Source organism: Dyella soli (assembly GCF_054482295.1).
Genome location: NZ_JBTFFU010000001.1, coordinates 1,727,132 through 1,748,511 on the forward strand (window position 1 = coordinate 1,727,132; position 21,380 = coordinate 1,748,511).

16 protein-coding genes and 1 tRNA gene are annotated in these 21,380 nt (G+C 62.0%); 4 read left to right on the forward strand and 13 right to left on the reverse strand.

All coding sequences use genetic code 11. The annotated features are described in order from the left end of the window. Positions 1-5: 5 nt before the first annotated feature. Positions 6-2,024, reverse strand: a complete 2,019-nt coding sequence (gene uvrB, locus ACXU4B_RS08020; RefSeq protein ID WP_131409397.1) for an excinuclease ABC subunit UvrB — start codon at positions 2,022-2,024, stop codon at positions 6-8. A 151-nt stretch (positions 2,025-2,175) separates the two neighbouring features. Here uvrB and ACXU4B_RS08025 point away from each other — a divergent pair, with 151 nt between their 5' ends. Both ACXU4B_RS08025 and ACXU4B_RS08030 read left to right on the forward strand, forming a co-directional pair. Beyond that, positions 2,176-2,718: a GspH/FimT family pseudopilin gene (locus tag ACXU4B_RS08025; RefSeq protein WP_131409399.1), complete on the forward strand. Its 543-nt coding sequence runs from the start codon at positions 2,176-2,178 to the stop codon at positions 2,716-2,718. 347 nt (positions 2,719-3,065) lie between these two features. Next, positions 3,066-3,335: a hypothetical protein gene (locus ACXU4B_RS08030; RefSeq protein WP_131409401.1), complete on the forward strand. Its 270-nt coding sequence runs from the start codon at positions 3,066-3,068 to the stop codon at positions 3,333-3,335. Between the two features lie 120 nt (positions 3,336-3,455). On the opposite strand, the gene ACXU4B_RS08035 is transcribed toward ACXU4B_RS08030, so the two are convergent. From ACXU4B_RS08035 to ACXU4B_RS08050, 4 genes are all read right to left on the reverse strand, one after another. Beyond that, positions 3,456-4,316 (reverse strand): class I SAM-dependent methyltransferase, encoded by an 861-nt coding sequence (locus ACXU4B_RS08035; protein ID WP_131409403.1) that lies wholly within the window; start codon positions 4,314-4,316, stop codon positions 3,456-3,458. Between the two features lie 354 nt (positions 4,317-4,670). Next, positions 4,671-4,994 carry a hypothetical protein gene (locus ACXU4B_RS08040; protein WP_131409405.1) on the reverse strand — a complete coding sequence of 108 codons (324 nt, stop codon included), beginning with the start codon at positions 4,992-4,994 and terminating at the stop codon, positions 4,671-4,673. A 105-nt stretch (positions 4,995-5,099) separates the two neighbouring features. Beyond that, a complete protein-coding gene (locus ACXU4B_RS08045) occupies positions 5,100-5,702 on the reverse strand; it encodes an outer membrane protein (protein ID WP_131409407.1) in 603 nt (200 codons plus the stop codon). Between the two features lie 602 nt (positions 5,703-6,304). Next, positions 6,305-7,303 (reverse strand): acyltransferase family protein, encoded by a 999-nt coding sequence (locus tag ACXU4B_RS08050; protein ID WP_165583165.1) that lies wholly within the window; start codon positions 7,301-7,303, stop codon positions 6,305-6,307. Positions 7,304-7,511: 208 nt separating this feature from the next. On the opposite strand from ACXU4B_RS08050, the gene ACXU4B_RS08055 reads away from it, so the two are divergent. Further along, positions 7,512-8,327, forward strand: a complete 816-nt coding sequence (locus ACXU4B_RS08055; RefSeq protein WP_131409411.1) for a hypothetical protein — start codon at positions 7,512-7,514, stop codon at positions 8,325-8,327. 498 nt (positions 8,328-8,825) lie between these two features. Here ACXU4B_RS08055 and ACXU4B_RS08060 read toward each other — a convergent pair. From ACXU4B_RS08060 to grxD, 8 genes are all read right to left on the reverse strand, one after another. Beyond that, positions 8,826-8,902 (reverse strand) — tRNA-Asn (locus ACXU4B_RS08060). A gap of 68 nt (positions 8,903-8,970) precedes the next feature. Beyond that, the gene (ppnN, locus tag ACXU4B_RS08065; protein WP_131409412.1) at positions 8,971-10,383 is read right to left on the reverse strand and encodes a nucleotide 5'-monophosphate nucleosidase PpnN; all 1,413 of its coding nucleotides are present in this window, start codon (positions 10,381-10,383) and stop codon (positions 8,971-8,973) included. Between the two features lie 182 nt (positions 10,384-10,565). Beyond that, positions 10,566-13,892 carry a TonB-dependent receptor gene (locus ACXU4B_RS08070; RefSeq protein ID WP_131409414.1) on the reverse strand — a complete coding sequence of 1,109 codons (3,327 nt, stop codon included), beginning with the start codon at positions 13,890-13,892 and terminating at the stop codon, positions 10,566-10,568. A gap of 330 nt (positions 13,893-14,222) precedes the next feature. Further along, positions 14,223-16,670 (reverse strand): TonB-dependent receptor, encoded by a 2,448-nt coding sequence (locus ACXU4B_RS08075; protein ID WP_131410453.1) that lies wholly within the window; start codon positions 16,668-16,670, stop codon positions 14,223-14,225. Positions 16,671-17,105: 435 nt separating this feature from the next. Further along, entirely contained in the window at positions 17,106-18,815 is a 1,710-nt protein-coding gene (olsF, locus tag ACXU4B_RS08080) for a bifunctional ornithine lipid synthase OlsF (protein WP_131409416.1), read from the reverse strand. A 100-nt stretch (positions 18,816-18,915) separates the two neighbouring features. Next, positions 18,916-19,515 carry a YhgN family NAAT transporter gene (locus ACXU4B_RS08085; RefSeq protein WP_131410455.1) on the reverse strand — a complete coding sequence of 200 codons (600 nt, stop codon included), beginning with the start codon at positions 19,513-19,515 and terminating at the stop codon, positions 18,916-18,918. A 35-nt stretch (positions 19,516-19,550) separates the two neighbouring features. Then, the gene (locus tag ACXU4B_RS08090; protein WP_131409418.1) at positions 19,551-20,321 is read right to left on the reverse strand and encodes an SDR family NAD(P)-dependent oxidoreductase; all 771 of its coding nucleotides are present in this window, start codon (positions 20,319-20,321) and stop codon (positions 19,551-19,553) included. After that, a complete protein-coding gene (gene grxD / locus ACXU4B_RS08095; protein WP_131410457.1) occupies positions 20,321-20,644 on the reverse strand; it encodes a Grx4 family monothiol glutaredoxin in 324 nt (107 codons plus the stop codon). The genes ACXU4B_RS08090 and grxD overlap by 1 nt, the downstream gene beginning before the upstream one ends. Positions 20,645-20,766: 122 nt before the next feature. Between grxD and sodB the strand changes: the two genes are divergently transcribed. After that, positions 20,767-21,345, forward strand: a complete 579-nt coding sequence (sodB, locus tag ACXU4B_RS08100; RefSeq protein WP_131409420.1) for a superoxide dismutase [Fe] — start codon at positions 20,767-20,769, stop codon at positions 21,343-21,345. Positions 21,346-21,380: the final 35 nt, after the last annotated feature.

Sequence of the window (21,380 nt, forward strand, 5' to 3'; positions counted from 1 at the left end):
CGGGTTCAACGCAGGGCCTGCTCGCGTAGTTGGTGGATCTGGTCGCGCAGGCGGGCGGCTTCCTCGAACTCCAGGTTCTCGGCGTGCTTGTACATCTGCGCCTCCAGCTTCTTGATCATGACCGAAGCCTGATCGGCGCTGAGTCCGGCGTACTCGGCGCCCTTCTCCGCCACGGCACGGCGCTCGCCACGGCCGCCGCGGCCACGCGACGCCCCTTCGCTGCGCGCGCCCTCCATGATGTCGGCGATGCGTCGCACCACCGACTGTGGCGTGATGCCGTGCGCCACGTTGTAAGCCTCCTGCTTTTCGCGGCGGCGGGCCGTCTCGTCCATGGCCGCCTTCATCGAGCGGGTGATGTTGTCGGCGTAGAGGATCGCCTTGCCGCGCAGATTGCGCGCGGCGCGGCCGATGGTCTGGATCAGCGAACCCGTGGAGCGCAGGAAGCCTTCCTTGTCGGCATCGAGGATCGCCACCAGCGACACCTCGGGCATATCCAGGCCCTCGCGCAGCAGGTTGATGCCCACCAGCACGTCGAACTCGCCCAGGCGCAAGTCGCGGATGATTTCGACGCGCTCCACCGTCTCGATATCCGAATGCAGGTAGCGCACCTTGACCCCGTGCTCATTCAGATACTCGGTGAGATTCTCGGCCATGCGCTTGGTCAGCGTCGTCACCAGCACGCGGTCGCCCATGGCGACGCGCTTGTGCACTTCACCCAGCAGGTCGTCGACCTGCGTGCGCACCGGGCGCACTTCGACCTCGGGGTCGACCAGGCCGGTCGGGCGCACCACCAGTTCGACGATGGCGTCGCCGGACTTCTGCAATTCGTACTCGCGGGGCGTGGCCGAGACGTAGATCGAGCGCGGCGCGCGACGCTCCCATTCCTCGAAGCGCAGCGGCCGGTTGTCCATCGCCGACGGCAGGCGGAAACCGAACTCCACCAGCGTCTCCTTGCGCGAGCGGTCGCCCTTGTACATGGCGCCCAGCTGCGGAATGGTGACATGCGATTCGTCCACCACCAGCAGCGCATCGGCCGGCAGGTAGTCGAACAGCGTCGGCGGCGGTTCGCCCGGACCCCGACGCGTCAGGTGGCGTGAGTAGTTCTCGATGCCCTGGCAGTAGCCCACCTCGGCCATCATCTCGATGTCGAAGCGCGTGCGCTGGTCCAGGCGCTGCGCCTCGACCAGCTTGTTGTCCTTGTACAGCTGCTCCAGCCGTTCCTTCAGCTCGACCTTCACGGTCTCGATGGCATTGAGCACGCTCTCGCGCGTGCTCGCATAGTGCGTGCGCGGATACACCGTGTAGCGCGGCACCTTGCGGATGGTTTCGCCGGTCAACGGATCGAACAGCGACATGCTCTCCACTTCGCCGTCGAACAATTCGATGCGCAGCGCCTCGGTTTCCGACTCGGCGGGAAACACGTCGATGACCTCGCCGCGCGCGCGATACGTGCCGCGCTTGAGTTCCATGTCGTTGCGCGTGTACTGCAGCTCGGTTAGCTGATGGATCAGGGCGCGCTGGTCGATCCGCTCGCCCTTGGCCAGGATCAGACGCAGCGAGAGATAGTCTTCCGGATCGCCCAGGCCATAGATCGCCGACACGGTGGCCACGATGATGGAGTCCTTGCGCGACAGCAGCGCCTTGGTCGCGGCCAGGCGCATCTGCTCGATGTGCTCGTTGATGGACGCATCCTTCTCGATGAAGGTGTCCGACGCCACGACGTAGGCTTCCGGCTGGTAGTAGTCGTAGTAGCTGACGAAGTATTCCACCGCGTTGTGCGGGAAGAACTCCTTGAACTCGCCATACAGCTGCGCCGCCAGGGTCTTGTTCGGCGCCATCACGATGGTCGGGCGCTGCACCTGCTGGATCACGTTGGCGATGGTGTAGGTCTTGCCCGAGCCGGTGACGCCAAGCAGGGTCTGGGCCGCCAGGCCGGACTCGAAACCCTCGGCGAGCTTGCGGATGGCCTCAGGCTGGTCGCCCGATGGGCTGTAGGGGGAAACGAGTTCGAAACGCTCGGTCATGACGGTCACATGCGGGTGCCTGACGGCATTTTAAATCGGCCCTGCTGACAGCGCGTGTCAGCAGGCTGGGACATGCGGCGCGTGCAGCGACGACTGCCGCCACCCGATCGCCGGATTAGCCTGCGCGTTCGGATGGCGCAGGGAGTGGCGCATGAAGCATCGACGAGGCCAGGACGGCTTCACCCTGATCGAGCAGATCGTGTGCGCCGCCATCGTACTTGCTCTCAGCTGCATGGCCGCGCCGGCGCTGGGCCAGCTGCTGAGCCGCAACCAGCTGCAGGCCGCGCAGTCGGATCTGCTGGCCGCCCTCGGGCATGCGCGCGCACTGGCCGCCCACAGCGGCCGTCGGGCCATGCTCTGCCCTTCCCGCGACGGGGAGCATTGCGTCGATGGCCTGAACTGGGAGGACGGCTGGCTATCCGGGCACTACCGCAGCGGTCGCACCGACCAGCTCGATGGGCCGCCTTCACGCGCAAGCGGGGGCTATGCCCGACTGACCATCCTGAGTACCGCCGGCCGCCGCAACGTCCGCTTCCAGGCGGACGGAAGCGCCGGCGGCAGCACCGTCACCTTCACGCTGTGCCGGCAAGGTCGCGCCGACGGTGCGCTGGGGGTCGTCGTGGCCAATTCCGGTCGCGTTCGCAGCGCCACCGCCACCGCCGAACAGGCCGAGCGCTGCGCCCACGGCGGCTGAGACCGTGGTCGCCCGCCACGGAGACAAAAAAAACAAGGCCCTGCATCGCTGCAAGGCCTTGTCGAATATGGCGCCGAAGCTGGACTCACAAATCAAGCGATTTAGCCAGTCTTCAGGTTTCCGAGCAAAAGTTACTCTCAAAGTTACTCACAAAAGGGCCAAGTACTCCCGTTTTGGCCTTGGTGACCGATCGGCAGGATCTGCCTGGAAGGCCGGGGTGGGGTGGACTTCCTTTTATGACGTCAGATAGCTCGGGGGACTACGCCGCAGGTGGTAAGGATCAGGCTCCCCTATAGCCCTATATTCGGGCAGCACTCAAGGTGCATATCACTCACAGGGGAAAACTCATGAAGCGGATCGCCACGCTCTCAGTACTGGCTGGGCTGGTCTTGGCGGCGTTTGTGTTGCCGACCGCCACCCTGGCTAGGGGCAGCCATAGCAGCGGCCATACTTCGTCGCCCGTCCATGTCAGTGGCCATACGACGAAGACCGGCACCTACGTTCCAGCTCACTACCGCACGGCTCCCGACCAAACGAAGCTGAACAACTGGTCGACCAAGGGGAACGTGAATCCCTATACGGGTAAGGAAGGCACCAAGAACCCGTACGGGCATTGAGCTCTCTTATAACGCAGCCCAACAGTCAGGCTCAAAGGAAACCACATGGCCATTGTGCTAGGCGGTGCAACGGGCGTTCTCATCTAGCTACAGCGCCTCGGGCACGACCACCGCTGCAGGCTAGGAAACGCGAAGCACCCAGCGCATGCCGCGAGTCATCAGCTCTTGCTCGGTATATCCAAGGTCGAGCGCCTTCCGCATGAAGGGATGACTCGTATGGCTGGGGTCAACCACGCCCCACCAGTGTTCGGGCAGCGTCTTGCTCACTACGATGAACCGTTTTTTGGACTCGCCGTCGCTGAGGATCTGCTGGAAGTAAGCATAGCGCCGCTTATTGATGCCATCGGTGAAGCTGGCAACCTCGTATTCCTCTGCGCCAGCGGCGCGCATTTTTGCAACGAACTCCGCTTGGGAATAGACCAAGTGTCCCCATGGCTCGGGCACATAGTTCAGGAAGTGTGACCCGGTATCCGCCGTCCAGATCGGATCGAACTGGATGTAGAGGTAGCCACCAGGCTTTACGCATCTCAGGAGTTCATTGAGAGCGGCACCGGGATCAGGGATGTGCTCGAAGGTGTTGATCGAGATGCCAATGTCGGCCAGGTTATCGCGCAGGATTAGGTCCATCGCGCTAGATGTGATGAAGTCGATCCGCTCGGCATGGAAGGGAAAGCCGTGCTTTTGATGTTCTGCCGCCACATGGGCGGCAAAAGTGCCGCCGCGCAAAGCGGTGTACTTGAAAATGTCGGTCGCGAGAACGCGCCCGAAATGACTGCTGAGCAGTCCAGAGTGCATGCCAACCCCAGCGCCAAGCTCAAGCGCAACCAGCCTTGACGCTTCTTCGGGCGTGGATATTCCCATCAAAGGAAAGTGGTTCACCAAGACTCGGACATCTTCATCGTGCTGAGCGAAATAATCGTCAGGGAAGTCTTTAATGGGTGGGGCGTTTAGGACGACGTTGTCCGCGTTTTCTAGGCTCATGGGCTTCGTCTTCGGTGGTCGAGTGCGCCGAGGAGATCATGATATCGCGAAGGGACGCTGGCTCGATCCGACTGCGCGATCAGATGGATGGACCACCCCAACCTTTGCGGCAAGGGTGGCGGACGTGCAGGGTTGGCGAACCGGCTCAAACGGATACCGGCAGCCCGAAGGCTGCCCTACACGCCCACCATAGAAACGGGCGTACTGCGCAACGGGCACAAAAAAAGCGCCTTAGGCGCCGTTGCGCCGTCTGAAATTCAGGTCGCCAAACCTGGTCGCCGAATTGGCGGCGACAACTAGACAATACGCCGAACTAGATTGATTTCAAGTGGCTATTGATAGGCCGCATGACCATCACGTCTGTTTCTTTCGCGGCTTGAATGGCCGTAACGGCTCGGGTCGGAGCCGACGGGCAAGATCGGGTGACAATCCCGAAATGGGCATTGCTGGTCTCGCTGCTGGAATTTCCGTGCCCTGATGCCAAAAAGGACTGTTAGAGATTGCCGCATAGAGCGCGGCCTTCTCGTAGAGCTTCTTGCCCATGAAGCGGCGCGGCCTGATAGGAAGATGGGGCGCATCCGTCTGGAACTTGCGCAGGCTAACGCCGCAGTAGCAAGCTGCCTCCGGCTCCGTCAGCCAGTCCTTGCCTTCGAGCTTGATTGACGAAACATCACCCATTGTGTTCTCCATGGCATCAGGGAGGCGGCGTGATGTCAGTCTTCCTCGCCCATCAGGTCCAAATTCACGCTGTCGTCGATGGCCATCTACACGGACGCCGGCAAGTCAGAACCGAAATTCCGCCGTGGCGGAATAGGCGTTGACATGTCCGAAGTCACGACCAAGATCGTAGTAGTCGTAGCCGATGCCCAGGCTCCACGATCTGGAAACGTTGTAACCCGCACCAAGCCCGAAATAGTCCTGGGTGATGTTTTGCGACTGCCGAAGCGCAATGCCTGAAGACGAATACTTGGATGTCGTCCTGGGTTGGAACCAGCCACCACGTGCTGACAAGTACCACGATGGGTTGAAGTTGTATTTCAGGTTGCCACCCAGCAGCCATCCGCGAGCAGAAAATGAGCCCTGATAGGCGGCCTGCTGGGTCTTGCCGTTCAAGTCGGTGTAACTGTAGCTGCCACGCTGGCTCGCTTGCCCCAGATCGGCGTAACCAGCCTCTATGCCGTAGTCCCACACGCCATGCCAGGCGTATCCCAGGCGAAGCGCACCCTGCGTATCGGTCTTATCCCAGCCGCCGGTGAGCGAATTGCTGAAATTGGATTGTCCTAGATTGCCGTTGATGAAGAATTGTCCGTCTTGCGCCATGGCCATGGCGGATGCCGATGAGATGACGAGAGTTACGGCCACCACAATTGTTTTGGGCTTTTTCATCAATGATCGTCCTTGCTGATGGGTTAGGAGGCTTGAGAACGCATGGTGCCTCGGTAGGGCAGTCTCGTTGCGAGTGCAGAGTCACCGACAGGTTCTTGCCAATCAAGTTCCGCAACTCCACCTCGCCAGACTCCACGACGTGAGGTCGGCCGCGCAATTCCACCGGAAGAGAGTGAGGCCCGGTCCAAGTTGGCCTCTCACATGTTGCAGGCCGCTGGATAGGGGCCGCAAGAGGTCCGACGTCTCCCCGCGATCAAGAGCTCGCGCAAAGCCAGCTCTATCACATTTTGCATGCCGTCAGCCTTTTCCTACGGACGCACCGGTCTTCAACCTACAGCTGTATGCGACACGCTCGAAGGCAGCTGACGCCTGGGAGGGGGCTAATCAAACGGGCGACCAAACTGCGCAAGTGCCCACATCGCCAGAAGGTAGAGACTGATCAGCGATTGAGTCCCGGCAACAGTGCGAACCCAGCCACGCGCCGTGAGCCGGGAAATCGCGAGCGCGGGAGACAGGGAAATGCCCTCCCTCTCGCCTCAAGTGTGCATGGCCGCCCCTCCATCTACTTCTGGCCAGCCCAGGCTTGAAGGTTAAAGAACTGGCTAGGATGCCTCGACGTCAACCACAGGCAACACCTCCACCTGAGCCTGCCTACGGAGTCGGTGGCGAGCACGAATGACTGGTCGCTCTATACACGTGTAGGTGAGCCAAGACACACCAAACGCTAAGACAATCAGGAGAATTCGCGCAGGCCACCCGTCAGTCCACAACCCGCACAATGCTAGCGCCCATTGGATCGGAAAGTGGTTCAGGTACACGCCATAGCTGATATTTCCAAACACTTCATCCAGCCTTCTATACCGGACCTTCGATAACAACGCGACCGCCGGTATGCCGATGATCAGTCCAACAACCATCTCGATGTTGTAGTGAGCATCGAACCGGGAAGTGAGGACGATGGCTCCAAGAAGGCCCCAGGATGCAATCCATGCTGCGCCAACAAGAATTCTCTGAGTGCGTGTTGCGGATGTCCGCATAAAGCTACCGCACAAGAAAATAAACAGAGTCCCGGCTATCAAGCGATAGCCGTACATGTCTGTGTCTATGACTCCATAAAAAGCCATAAGAAAGACAACGAACGAAAGGACAAACGACGTAGTCCGAAATCGCCAAAGGATCAGGGCCGGAGCCAGGATGTAGAACGTGAACTCGAGACCAAGCGTCCAGGTCGGCGGGTTCATCGGCTGAACCCAGTCGCTCAGCATGTAGAAATTGGTTGGGACCATGAGGGCGTTCATTGCCACAGCCTGTGGCGAAATGCTAAGCCATGGCGCGATTTCCCCCTTCCCCATCCAGATGAGAACAATACAGATGACGAGATAAAACAAGTACTGTGGGAAGAGACGCATTACGCGGTCGAGTAAGAATGCTGGAGTCTTGGCTATATCGTTGTAGTGCTTCTCGATCAGAGCCGTCGTCACGTAGCCACTTATGACAAAAAACGAAACGACAGCCACGACACCCTGGCTTGCACCATGGAACCAATAGCCCGAATGTGAAATTAAAACCGCTATTGCAAGAAGAAGTCGGAACGAGCCCACAGAGCTTCCATCGATATGGCGCAAGCTACGATGATAGCTGGGCAGTGCCTGGCTGGCACTCAGCTTCCCCGACGCCTACCTAGCCTTGGAATCAACCAATATTGCCGCCTAGCCCAAGGCAGGGCCTACGCATCCGCGCAATGTGATGGCATCATCGATCCAGATCGCCCCATGATCTGCCGATCCCCCTTTACAAGGACCATTGCGCGTGAAGCAAAGCTCAATCGAAGAAATCGAGATCTGGCGCCGTGATGTCCGGTCGACAACACCGACTAATCCAGCACTGTACGGATGGAATTCCTTTTCACAGTGTGACGAGGACGGCATCATCCGCGAGTGCTTGCGGCGCATTGCTGATGTCGCTGATCTCAGCAAGACGTTCATCGAAGTAGGTTGCGCCAATGGCCTGGAGAACAACACTCACCAGCTGCTTCTGGACGGATACCGAGGTTGCTGGGTCGACGGCGACGACGCGCATATTCGGCACATCGAAGAAGAACTTGGCACGCTTAATAATTCATGTCTGTTGGCGCGTCACGCTTTCATCAATCTGGACAACAGCCAGGCTCTAGTTGAGGAATTTCGTGAATTCTTAGGCACGGAAGATATCGATTTCTTTTCGTTCGATACTGATGGAAACGACGCCTATCTTGTCGAAGACGCCCTGAAGACGATAAAGCCAAAGCTCATTTGCGTTGAGTACAACGGAAAATTTCCTCCACCCACACGACTGGTGATGAAATACAACCCGAAACATCAATGGGCCTTCGATGATTACTACGGAGCCACGCTGCAGTCATGGGTGGACATTCTAGAGCCCCATGGATATCGGCTCGTTTCCTGCAATTTGAGCGGCGTAAACGCCTTCTTCGTACGCAATGATGTCGCCGGCGGATTTGACCACTACTCGACACAGCAATTGTTCCAGCCGTGTCGCTACTGGCTCATTGGCATCACTGGTCACCCGCACACGCTCAAATGGCTGCGCCAAATTGTCAATGACGGCCAGGCATCTCCTCGTTAAGCAGATCAAGTAGCGATCACGGGCGGTGATTCGGAGTAGATGAAGCTGGACGGAGGATCAAACCACTGCGCCAGCACAGATGCCGTTGACGTCGCTCCGATTTTCGGACACGTTGAAACTAGAGATGAGCTGACGTCACGGTGCTGAATCCGCTGTTCTCCGATTGATATAGCGCCCGCAGTAGGCAGGCCCCCTTGTGGGGCCTGTTTGCGCCATTTGGACGCTGCCTAGCCGGCCTTTCTCCCAATGGCTACAACCTTCCCACCAGCCCTCAATCCATCCAAATAGTCCGCCCACGCCTGCATCATGCGCTTGCGCTCTTCCAGGTACTGGGCTGCATGGGTAGGGGCGATGTTACTCCCAAAGTTACTCACCCAAAGGTGGCGATGTCCTGGGACGGAGCTGGACGAATCTGGACGAGCGGGCATAAAAAAACCCGCTAAATGGCGGGTTTCTTTACGGTTTCAGGACGGCATGAGACGTCTTGGAACTCTTATTTGGCGCCCGAAGCTGGACTCGAACCAGCGACCCCCTGATTAACAGTCAAGTGCTCTAACCAGCTGAGCTATTCGGGCGGGGTGAGCTGGATAGTTTGAATATCCAGCGCCGGGCTGTCAAGACGTCTGGCGCCATGAAAACGCCTTCAGTGGACCGCTTTGTCCGTGATCACCCGGTAGCAAGGCTCGTAGGCCGTACCGCCCGGAAGCTTCATGCGGTGCTGCACGACGAACGCCTTGAGCAGCTCGTCCAGGGCGCGCATGACATCGCCGTCGCCGTCGATGTCGAACGGACCATGTTCGTCGATGGCACGCATGCCCTCTTCCTTCACATTGCCCGCGACGATGCCGGAAAAGGCGCGGCGCAAGTCCGCCGCCAGTTCATGGCGCGGGCGATCGCGATGGATGGCCAGCCCGCGCATCGCTTCATGGGTCGGACGGAACGGCAACTGGAACGCATACGGAATATTGAGCGCCCAGTTGAAGAAGAACGCGTCCTTGTTGTCCAGCCGATGGTTGCGCACCTTGTCGATGCCACGAACCATGGCGCGCGCCACGGCGGCCGGATCGTCGACGACGATCTGGTAATGCTGGGCCACGCTGTCACCCAGGGTAAGGCGCAGGAAGCGGTCAATCTGCTCGAAGTACGCCGCCGACTGCTTCGGCCCGGTGAGGATCAGCGGGAACGGCGTGCCGGCGTTGTCCGGGTGCAGCAGGATGCCCAGCAGGTAAAGGATTTCCTCGGCCGTACCGACGCCGCCCGGGAACACGATGATGCCGTGGCCCATGCGCACGAACGCCTCGAGGCGCTTCTCGATGTCCGGCATGATCACCAGGTGATTGACGATCGGGTTCGGCGACTCGGCCGCGATGATGCCCGGCTCGGTGATGCCGATGTAGCGGTTGCTGCGACGGCGCTGTTTGGCGTGGGCAATGGTGGCGCCCTTCATCGGGCCCTTCATTGCGCCCGGGCCGCAACCCGTGCAGATGTCCATGCCACGCAGGCCGAGCTGGTAGCCCACCTGCTTGGTGTATTCGTACTCGTCGCGCGAGATCGAATGGCCGCCCCAGCACACCACCAGGTTGGGATCGATCTGCGGCTTGAGGATGCGCGCATTGCGCAGGATCTCGAACACCACGTGGGTCAACCCCACGCTGTCGTCGAGGTCGAAGTTGCCCTGCTCCATCTGCGTGGAGACGTAGACGATGTCGCGCACCACGGCGACCAGCAATTCGTTGATGCCGCGGATGATCTGGCCGTCGACGAACGCCTGGGCCGGCGCGTGGGTCAGCTCGATCTTGATGCCGCGGTCCTGCTGCAGTACCTGGATGTCGAAGTCGGGGAACTGCTCGAGGATGGTGCGCGGGTCGTCGCTCATGCTGCCCGAGGTCAGCACCGCCAGCGCGCAGCGGCGCAGCAGGGCGTGCAGTCCCGAGCCACTGGCGTCGCGCAGGCGCGCGACTTCGTTGCGGGACAGGATGTCCAGGCCACCGGCGGGCGAAATGCGCGCGCTGACGGTGGCGGCTCGACCGGACTTGCCGGCTTGGATGTCGTTCATCGAAACATTCTCCTGGCCGCGCCCTCGCGGCTTGTACGTCCGTACGGAACTTGGCGGACCGTGTAGCTTCCCGCGCCGGGCATGGCAGGGTCAAGTCGCCCGGTCTCGCCCCGTTCACCCAATAAAAAGCCGGCGCCCTCGCGGACGCCGGCCAGACTTCAAACCTTCGCAGGCAAATGCGCTTAGAAGGTGTACTTCAGGGTCAGCAGCACCGACCAGCGCTGGGCCAGGTCGTCGTTGTTGTTGATGTACGTCGGCACCGGCAGCGGCTGGTAGCCATTGCCCTGGGTGTAATTGGTGCACGACGGCTTGCCGCCGCAGTCGATGTTGTAGATGTACTTGCCCGTCTTGGTGTCGATGCCGTAGTAGTCGGCCAGTGCACGACCGCCCGGGAACGCCACGCGCTTCTCGATGCCCCAATGCTTGTTGAGCATGTTCGTGAAGTTGTAGACGTCCAGGCGGATGATGCCCTTGTTGCCCTTGAACAGGCCCGGCACTTCCTGGCTGAAGCTCAGGTCGATCTGGTTGATCCAGCCGGCACGGTCCGCATTGCGGCGAGCCACTTCACCCTGGTGGTCCTTCAGGTAGTCGTTCTTCTGGATGTACGCGTAGAACGAGTCGATCAGCGCCTGGCTGGTGCCCGGACGGAACTCGACGTCACCCGGACGCGGGATGTAGACCAGGTCGTTGGTGTAGCCGTCACCGTTGGAGTCATTGCCGAACGTCCAGCTGTACGGCGACGCCGAATGGCCATCGAAGAAGATGCTGGCGCTGCTGTTGTAGTCACCCCAGAAGCGGTGCTGCCAGTTCAGCGACGCAATCACGCGACGCGGAATCGAGTAGTTCGACGTGCTGGCCACGTTCTCGTTCGAGTTGTAGACGTAGTTGTTGCTGTAGTTCGAGTTCGCCACCGACGACGTGCCCGGGTTCACCTCGGTCGCATGGCTCCAGGTGAAGCCGACCATGCCCGACCAGTCTTCCGAGAACGGCTTGCGCAGCGAGAGCGCAATGCTGTCGGCGCTGCCCTTGCTGGTGTTGGCAAGGTTGATCACCTGGCCCGAGAAGGCCGGGTTGGCGTTGGCGCGCACGGACTGGCCCTTGCCGGTCGGATCCAGGCCCTGCACCTTGTAGTACGAGTTGCGGCCATCCGGGGTCACGAACGTCGGCGCACCCAGGTTCAGGTTCTGGAACCAGATGGCATCGCGCTGGTCGATGTGTTCCCAGTCGGCCGTGGCGATCAGGCCGTACCAGGGCAGCTCACGATCGACGCCCAGGCTGAACTTCCACGCGGTGGGGATGTTCCAGCCCGGCGAGATGGTGTTGACCGTCATCTGGCCGGCGCCGCCTGCACCGTTGTTCTGGGCATGCGGATCCGGGCTGAACGCGGGCAGCGGCACGCCATTGGCGCCGTTGCAGGGCGCGGCCTGGGTCGGACCGCAGTTGTACTGGGTCTGGGTGATGCCCGAGTTGGAGAAGATGTTGCCCAGCCACACGCCCGGCTGGTTGGTCACGAACAGGCCCGCGCCACCACGCAGCTGCGTCATGCGCTCGGTGTTGAACGCATAGTTGAACGACATGCGCGGTTGCACCACGCGGTTGCCGTTGATGGTGGTCTGGTTGGTGCGACCGAAGCCGCCCGTCGCCGCACCCGTGGCCGGGTTGACGCCCGGTGCCGCCGCGAACTTGGCGTTGTAGAGCGGCTGGTCGTCCATCAGCGGGATGTCGACGCGCACGCCGTACTGCAGCGACAGGTTGCTGGTGACCTGCCAGGTATCCTGCAGGAACACGCCCCACTGGTTGAGGTTGTAGCGCGCCGCCACGTCGTCCAGGGCCAGGCCGTTGGCCGGGCGGTTGTAGCGGTACTGGTAGTACTGGCCGGCGGCGAAGTTGGCCAGGCCGGTGGTGCCCTTCGGACCCGGGACATCTTCGAAGATGTAGCTACCGAAGTAGTTCTGCAGGAACAGGTTGTAGTACTTGTCCTTTTCGTAGTCGAAGCCACCCTTCAGCGTGTGGTCGCCCAGATAAAGGGTGCCGGCCCAGGCCGCATTGGTGGTCTTGACCTTCAGCACGTTGGCCTGGCTGGAGAATTCGGTACCGAACTCCACCGCGGGGCCACCGAACGCCACCGGGTAAACGGTGATGTCGGGCATCGCCACGCCGTTGTACGGACCGCGGTTCTGCGCGAAATCGGCGTACGACAGCGTGGTGTCCGTCGAGAAGATGTCGGACCAGTCATCGTAGAAGTGCAGCGCGTAGCTCTTGTTGTCGACGTTGGTCTTGTACCAGCCGCTGGACAGCACGAGCTTGGTGGTGCTGCCCGTGATGACCGGCTTGTTTTCCTTCGTCTCGCTGTAGGTCAGGCTCGCGCGATGGTTGTTGGTGATGTTCCAGTCGATCTTGCCGAGGTAGCGCTTGTCGATCAGGTTGGAATTGCCGCCACCCACCGAACCGATGTCGGTCAGGCCGTACTTGGCGGCGATGTCACGCACCTGCTGCACCTGGGCGTTGGTCAGCCCCTTGATCGGCGTGGCCGCGCCCGAGTCCTGCGGACCGTACGGGCTGCCCGAACCGACCTGCTCGCTCTTTTCCACCGAAGCGAAGAAGAACAGCTTGTCCTTGATGATCGGGCCGCCCACGGTGGCGCCGCCGGTCCACTGGCGACTGAAGCCGGCGTACTCCTTGTCCAGCTCGTTGTTGCCGATCATGTCGGTGTTCTGGAACGCGTAGTACACCGAGCCGTGGAAGTCGTTGGTACCGCTCTTGGTGACGGCGTTGATGTTCGCGCCCAGGCCGCGACGCGTACCCACGTCATAGTTCGCCGTCGAGATGTTGTATTCCTCGATGGTGTCCTGCGAGATCGGCGTGCCCAGCGTCGGCAGGCCGTTCGCGTTCAGGCCGAACGGGTCGTTCGCGCTGATCGAGTCGACGGTGACGTTGTTGTAGCGGCTGTTCTGGCCGACGGCCGAGATTTCGCCACGGGCGCGGTCGGTGATGGTGATGCGCGGGTCGAGGCGCACGACGTTCTGGATCGAGCGACCCGGCGTCGGCGTAGCGTCGAGCTCACGGCGCGACACGTTGGTCGACAGACCCTTGTTGTCCGGGGTGAAGGTCTGCGACAGCGCGGTCGCCGACACCGTCACGCCGGAAAGATCCTTCGCGGCCACCGCGGAGGCGCCGACCGTCAGGTTGACGGCGGTGTCCTGGGCCAGCTGCAGGTAGACATTGTCCTGCTCGGTGTTCACGCCGTCCTTGTTGACCTTCACGTCGAACGGGCCGCCCACGCGCAGGCCCTGGGCCGAGTAACGACCGCTGGCATCGGTGGTGGTGGTCTTGGTGGTGCCGGTCGGCTCGTGCACGATCTGCACGGTGGCGCCGGCAACCGGCTGGCCGTTCGCGTCGAGCACGCGGCCACTGATCGAAGAGGAGGTGTCCTGCGCCAGCACGGGCGAAGCGGCGAGCAACGTGGCGATAGCCAGCGGCAGGAGTTTCGTGCGCAAAGAGTGGTTCATCGAGATTCGATCCCTGAGAAATTCGCAAAAAAAGGCATGGGATCAGCACAGAGAGATCCCATGCCTCTCCGCCACCGTCTTAAGCGGCTGATTCCCCTAGATTATTTGATGAGCTCGGGGCGCTCGGAGAAAGCCACCGGCCTGAGCCATCACGACGAATGTAGGCGTAATATATTACAAATTCGTAAAGATTTGACGAATTTCTCACAATTCCGCACGAACCTGGCGCGAGCTGGCGCAAGCTCTTGACCGGGCCGGAGACTCCGCCCGGGCACAAAAAAACCGGCGCCTCGCGGCGCCGGTTTCGATCGGACGGGTGGTAACAGGCGATCAGAAGAACGAAGCGCCCACCGTCACCATGAAAGTCCGCGGTTCCAGCAGCGAGTAGTACGGAGCCGACGTCGCCAGCGGCTTGCCGTCCGGACCCAGGTAGCCCGCGCTGTTGTTGGCGAGGAAGGCCCCCGCATTGTTCGCGTTGGTGAAGGCGTGGTGGTCAGTGATGTTGGCCACGTTGAACTTGATGTAGGGCTTGCGGAACCAGCTGGCCCAGTCGGAGAAGTTGTAGCCGGCATTGACGCCAAAGGTGCTGTAGCCGCCCACCTTCTCGGTGTTCATGAAATCGCCGTACATCGAGCTGTGGTAGTTGCCATAGATGCTCATCCACAGCGGGCCGTTGTCATAGCTCAGCGCCGTGTACACCAGGTTGCGCGGCGTGTTGAACAGCTGCTTGCCGTCGGTGGGGTAGTACACGTACATGCCTGCCTTGTTCTTGCCGGCATTGAGGTCGCTTTCCACCGTGGCCTGCGTGTAGCTGTACGAACCGTAGAGCTTCAGCTGCTGCGTGAAGTTGAAGCTCGCTTCGGCATTGAAGCCCTGCTGCTTCACGCGGGCAATCTCGGTGTACACCGGCTCGCCGGTGAGCTGGTCCTTGGCCGAGATGGTCTTGTTGTTGAAGTTGCTGCGGTAAATCATCGTGTTGACCGAGAAGCGGTCGCCGTAGAAGCGATAGCCCAGGTCGTTGTTCCATGCAGACTCCGGCTTGTTGGCCGCCGTGCCGGTGATCTGGTTGAGGAACACGGCGCCATTGGGCGGTGCGCGGAAGGTCTCGCCGAGGCCGTAGTAGAACTGGTTGTTCTCGTTGGGCGAGTACTTCACGCCGAGGGTCGGCGTCACCTTGTGGTAGGTGCCCGACAGGTCGGCGTCGCCAAAGGCCTTGCCGAAGCCACCGGCCGAGCCCGGGTTCTCATACGCGAAGCCGGCGCGGTCCACGTGGAGGTACGCCGCGCCGGCGCTGAACATCCACTGGTCGTTCGGCGTCCAGGTGTCGGTGATGAAGCCCTTCTTGATCTCCGTCGTGGTGTATTCCTGGTAGGCGCGCTGCACCTGGCCATCGGGATACAACACGAAATCGGAGTCGCCCCAGATATTGTTCGGCACGCCGGTGGCCCAGCTGGCCATGCTGAACGCGTCGTTCTGCTGCTGGCGCGAGCGCTCGTACCAGAAGCCGTACTCGAGCGAGTTGTTGAGGCTCAGGTCCTGGTTGAACTTCACCACCACGCCGGGGCGATACGTCGTGCTGCTGCTGAAGCCATACACCAGGGCCTTCTTGCCGTTCGGCCCGGTGACGATCTGGCCATCCTGGTTGAGATCCTGGTGCGCCGATTCGTACTGGTTCAAGGTCGAGTTGGTGGTCTCGGCGAAGAACGAGTTGCCCGTGCCGCCGCCGCCGTCGCCGAACTGGAAGTACGGCACGACCGACAGGCGCAGCGTGTCGGCCAGCTTGAACTCGCCGTCGAGGCTGGCCATGTAGTTGCGGAACGGATTGGTGTGCAGCTGGTAGTACTGGCTGTCGCCCGGCGTATAGGTGGTGTCGTAGTCGTAGAAATAGCCGTGCTTCTCGACGTCGGCCTTGCCCACGCTGAAGTAGTTGTTGCGCACTTCACGGTTGTACTGCAGCGAGGCGCTGACGGAGTTGTTGTCGTCGATCGTCCACAGCGACTTGCCTTCCACCTTGGTGACCTTCAGGTCACCCGCGCCGCGCCACTTGTCGACCGAGTTGTCCGAGTACGACAGCCACGAACGCACCGGACCCAGGTCGCCGGTGTTCAGGCGCACGAAGGTGCGGCGATAGTCATGCGAACCCACCGACTGGGTGACGTCCAGGCCCGCGGTATGCGTGGGATCGATGGTTGCCCAGGCGATGTGGCCACCGGCCGCGCCGGAGTCGGGCATGTCCACGTCGGGAATGCCCTGCAACACGGTGATGTCGCCGTAGTTCTCCGAGTCGCCGTACTCGGTGGCGAACACCGCATAGCTGCCTGAGTCGGTAATCGGCGCACCGTTCACCGTCATGCCGATTTCGCTGGAGCTGAAGCCGCGGATCGAATAGTTGCCGTCCGACAGGCCGGTCACGTCATCGGTGGACGAGTTCACGCCCGGGATGCTGCTGATCATCTGGGTGAAGTTGCTGCCCGGCGGAGCCTTCACGATCGCATCGCGGCCGATGGTTGAAACCGCCTTGGGCGCCGTCTGCACCGACATCAGGCCGCCACCGAGCGAAAGGCTCTGCGCTTCCACCGTCACCGTGTTCAGCTGCTGCACGCGCTTGGTGTCGTTGGACGTGGTGGTGTTGGAGGTGCTCGACACGCTGGTGCGCTGCGCCGCTTCCTTGTTGGCGGCGGGCTGGCCGTCCTGGGTGGCTGCATCCTGCGCGGAAGCGGCGCCGGCGGCCAGACAGAAGACGGCAGCGATCGCCAGGGAAAGGTGGTTTCGTTTCATCATCGACAGTTCCGAAAGTTGCGAAATTGGCGTGAGCCGACTGCCCGGAGGCAGCCAGCAAACGGTGAGGGGAAAGGGGCTAACGCCCGGCAGGAAAATCTTTCGAGCGATCGAAAGAACACGCGCAACTGATTGGCGGCAAACGCAATTTCATGCCATTTAACGTAATTTTAAGCGTTTCCTCCAGGCGTAAAAAAACCCGACCGGCGAAGATCGGGTGAAATTACGAATTCAGTCAGACGCGATTGGCCGATGACGCGGAAACACCCTGAGGCGCACCAGCCAATGCGGTCAGCATTGCAGGGGAATTTTACAGGATATTTACCGAACGATCACGGTTCGCGCGTCGATCGACAGCGAACCGTCAGCTGGCAGTTCACGCGGGCGCCGGTATCCGCGCGACGAGGCACGCGTTCATGCGTGCCACCGATCCTCTCACTTGCCCAGGTAACGCGCGCGTTTGGCCGGCTTGAGCGTGGCCAGGTCGAGCATCACCAGACCGTCGACGCAGCCGGAGAATCCGGGGTCTTCACCGAAATCCAGAAACTGCACGCCTTCGGACTCGACCAGGTCGACATACTGGCGATACAGCACCGGCAGGCTGACGCCCAGCGCATCGAGGTGATGCTTGAGCTTGCCCAGTCCCTCGGCGGGATCCAGGCCGGCGAGCGCATCGCGCACCAGGTCGATCACCGCCGGCGACACCACGAACGGCTGCCGCGCCGATGCCAGGCCCGGCGCGCCGAAGTAGTGCTGATGGGCCGCGGCAATCCACTCGCGCGCTTCGCGCGGCAAGTTGACCGACATGCTGACCGGGCCAAACAGGTAGCGCAGTTCGGGGTGGCGCTGCAGGTACAGGCCGATGCCCTGCCACAGCTGATCCAGCGCCCGCGACCGCCAGTACGCCGGCGCGATGAAGCTTCGGCCCAGCTCCAGCCCCTGCGCGAGCCGCGATTCCAGCGCCGGCGAATAACTGAAGAGGCTGGAGGTGTACAGGCCTGCCAGGCCGCGTTCGTCGATCAGGTGCCCGCCATGGCCGAAGCGATAGGAGCCGACGATGCGCAGCACCTTCGGATCCCACAGCACGAGGTGCTCGTAATGCGGATCGTAGGCGTCCAGGTCGCGACGTGCGCCGGTACCCTCGCCCACCTTGCGGAAGGTCAGTTCGCGCAGGCGACCGATCTCTCGCAGCACCACGCTGTCCGAGGTGCCCTTGAACAGCAGGATCTGCTTGCCGTCATTGAGGTCAGCCAGCTTCTCGGCCTGCGCCTGCAGTTCGGCTGCCACGCGATCGGTCGGTTCCGGATGCGCCAGCGGCGCCTGCCCGCCGAAGATCAGTCCGCGATGCCGCCCCACCCGATACACATGGCGGCGCATCAACTTGGCGGCGCGTTGGGCCGAGTCGCCGCTGTGCTGGGCCAGCTCGTCCGCACTCACCAGGGCGCCCACGCTGAAACCGATGCGCCGGCTGACCGGCGAGATGGCTTCGCGCGGAAGCATGGCCGTGCTCAACGGCTTGGCCAGCATCGACAGGCCATAGAACATGGCCGAATTGCGTGCTGCCACGTGGATCGGCAGCACCGGCGTTTTGGAACGCATCGCCAGGCGGGCAAATCCATCGGACCAGCGGCCGTCCCTGACGCCGCCGGGACCCATGCGCGACACTTCGCCGGCGGGAAACACGATCAACGCCTCGCCCTGCTCCAGAGCGCGATAGATGTCGCGCATGCGCGAAGCCGCGCCCTTGCCGAAGACATCGACGGGCAACAACAGCTTGTCCAGTTGCTGGATCGACATCAGCCAGTCGTTGGCGAGGATGCGTACGTCGCTGCGCACGGAGCCGACCAGCTGCAACAGGGCCAGCGCATCCATCATGCCCAGCGGATGGTTGGCGACGATCAGCACCCCGCCCTCGACGGGGATGTGCTCGCGTTCGCGCGGATTGACGTGGTAGCTGACGCCCAGCAGTTCGAGGGAGCGTTCGACAAAGTCGAAGCCTTCGACCTCCCCCAACGCCGTTAGCGTGCGGTTGAAACCATCCTGATCGGCCAGGCGGCCCAGCATGCCGGCGACCGGCCGGCGGATCAGGGGGTGCTGCGCCAACCACGGCAGACGTTCGGTGAGGGTCTGTTCAACGCTGAGCATGACCGCCTCCTGGGAATTATCCCGAATGCTGGTAGCGGATTATGACAGCAAGGTTATGCGGAGAGGTCCGAAAGATCACGCGGCCGGCAGCGGCCGCGTTTCAAACGGCCAGATGCAGGTAGGCCGCCACGCCGCTGAGAAACATCTGCACCGACAGCGCAATCAGCAGCATGCCCATCACGCGCTCCAGCGCGGTGAGCACGCTGTCCCCCAGCCAGCGGTACAGGTAGGTCGAGAACAGCAGGATCACCGCCGTTGCCAGCCAGGCACCCAGCAAGGCAATGGCCCAGTCCGCGGTGCGGCCCGGCTGCGTATTGGTGAGCAGCAGCAAGGCGGCCATGGCCGAAGGGCCGGCCACGCCGGGAATCGCCATCGGCACGATGAACGGCTCGCCCTCGCTCGGCTTGCCGAAGATGCCGCCGCCATCGGCCGGCGGAAAGACCATGCGGATGCCGATCAGGAACAGCACGATGCCGCCGGCAATGCTGATCGACTCCTGCCGCAGCTGCAGCAGCTTGAGGATGTGCTGGCCGCCGATGAGGAAGACCAGCAGCACGCCCAGGGCGATCAGCAGCTCGCGCACCATCACGTGGCGGCGGCGCTTGGGCGCCACGTCCTTCAGCAGGCTGAGGAAGATCGGGATGTTGCCCAGCGGATCCATGATCAGGAACAGCAGGATCGCCGCCGACAGCGTGGTCATCTGTGCTTCCATTCAGTGCCGCTCCTGTCGCGCCGTCATGCCGCTGGACGCAGGTCGAGCACCGCGCCACGCGCAGCGCGCGCCTGGGCGCCAAGCAGGTAGACCGCCGCATCGGCCGCCGCATCCGGCAACGGCTGGACGGTGGTGTCTTCGCCAAAATAGGCCGCGCGACGCAAGGTGGTGCGCATCGGCCCGGGCAACAGCGCATGCACGCGCAGCGGGGTCTTCTCGGTTTCCTGGTGCAGGATCTCGACGAAGCGCTCCAGCGCCGCCTTGGACACGCCGTAGCCGCCCCAGTGCGCGCGCTGCATCAGCGCAGGGTCATCCAGCACGAACACCGCGGCACTGTCTTCCGATTTCTGCAGCAGCGGCATGCATGCCTGGGTCAGCGCGAACGGCGCGGAGACATTCACGTGCAGCGCGCGCAGCCAGTCGTCCGGCTTGTGCACGGCCAGCGGGGTGAGTCCGTTGAAGCTAGCCGCCGCGTGCACGATGCCGTCCAGACGTCCAAAATCACGCGCGAGGCCATCGGCCAGCGCTTCATAGTCGCGCGGCGTGGCCACTTCCATGTCCAGCGGATGGATGATCGGCTCGGGCAGGCCTTCGCTGACCATCGCGTCATAGAGTTGCTCGAGCTGGCGCTTGCGGCGACCGGTGATGACCACCGTGGCGCCCGCACGCGAGGCCGAGCGCGCCACGGCAGCACCCAGCCCGCCATAGGCGCCCGTCACCAGCACCACCCGGCCGGCCAGCGCGTGGCCAACCGGCGCCCAGCCTTGCGGCAGACGTGCAAGGGGCAGCGCCATCAGTGCGATGCTCCGGCCACGTCGGCCACCATGCGCGCCAGCTCACCGGAGGCCTTGAGGTCCTCGATGATGTCGCAGCCACCGATCAGCTCGCCCTCGATGAAGAGCTGCGGGAAGGTGGGCCAGTTGGCGTAGTGAGGCAGCGCGGCGCGCACCTCGGGATCCGCCAGCACGTTGACCGCATGGTAGTCCGCGCCGGCGTCCTTGAGCGCCTGCGCGGCGCGGCTGGAAAAGCCGCACATGGGGAACTGTGGCGTGCCCTTCATGAAGAGCACGATGGCGTGATCGGCCAGTACGGCCTTGATTCGCTCGTTAACGTCCATAGTCTTGGAATTCATCATTACAATGCGCGCAGATCGATAGTGTATCAGTCGTGCGTCGGTGGCCGCCCCTATGGCCTGCCCGACCCGGCTTCTTTCCTCAGCCAACGCCCAGGAGCCAACTCATGGCGATCGAACTCCCCCCCTTGCCCTATGAAAAGAACGCGCTCGAGCCGCATATCTCCGCCGAGACGCTGGAATACCACTACGGCAAGCATCATCAGGCCTACGTGACCAACCTCAACAACCTGATCAAGGGCACCGAGTTCGAAAGCGCCTCGCTGGAAGACATCATCAAGAAGTCGTCCGGTGGCGTGTTCAACAATGCCGCCCAGATCTGGAACCATACCTTCTACTGGCACTCGCTCAGCCCGAACGGCGGCAAGGATCCGACCGGCAAGCTCGCCGACGCCATCGCCAAGGCCTTCGGCTCGGTCGAGAAGTTCAAGGAAGAATTCACCAAGTCGGCCGTGGGCAACTTCGGTTCGGGCTGGACCTGGCTGGTGCAGCGTGCCGACGGCTCGCTGGGCATCGTCAACACCTCGAACGCGGCTACGCCGATCACCGGCAGCGACAAGCCGCTGCTGACCTGCGACGTGTGGGAACACGCCTATTACATCGACTACCGCAACGCCCGTCCGAAATACCTCGAGGCGTTCTGGAACCTGGTCAACTGGGATTTCGCGGCCAAGAACCTGGCCTGATAGCCCTGACCGGAAAACGAAGACGGAGCCGGCAA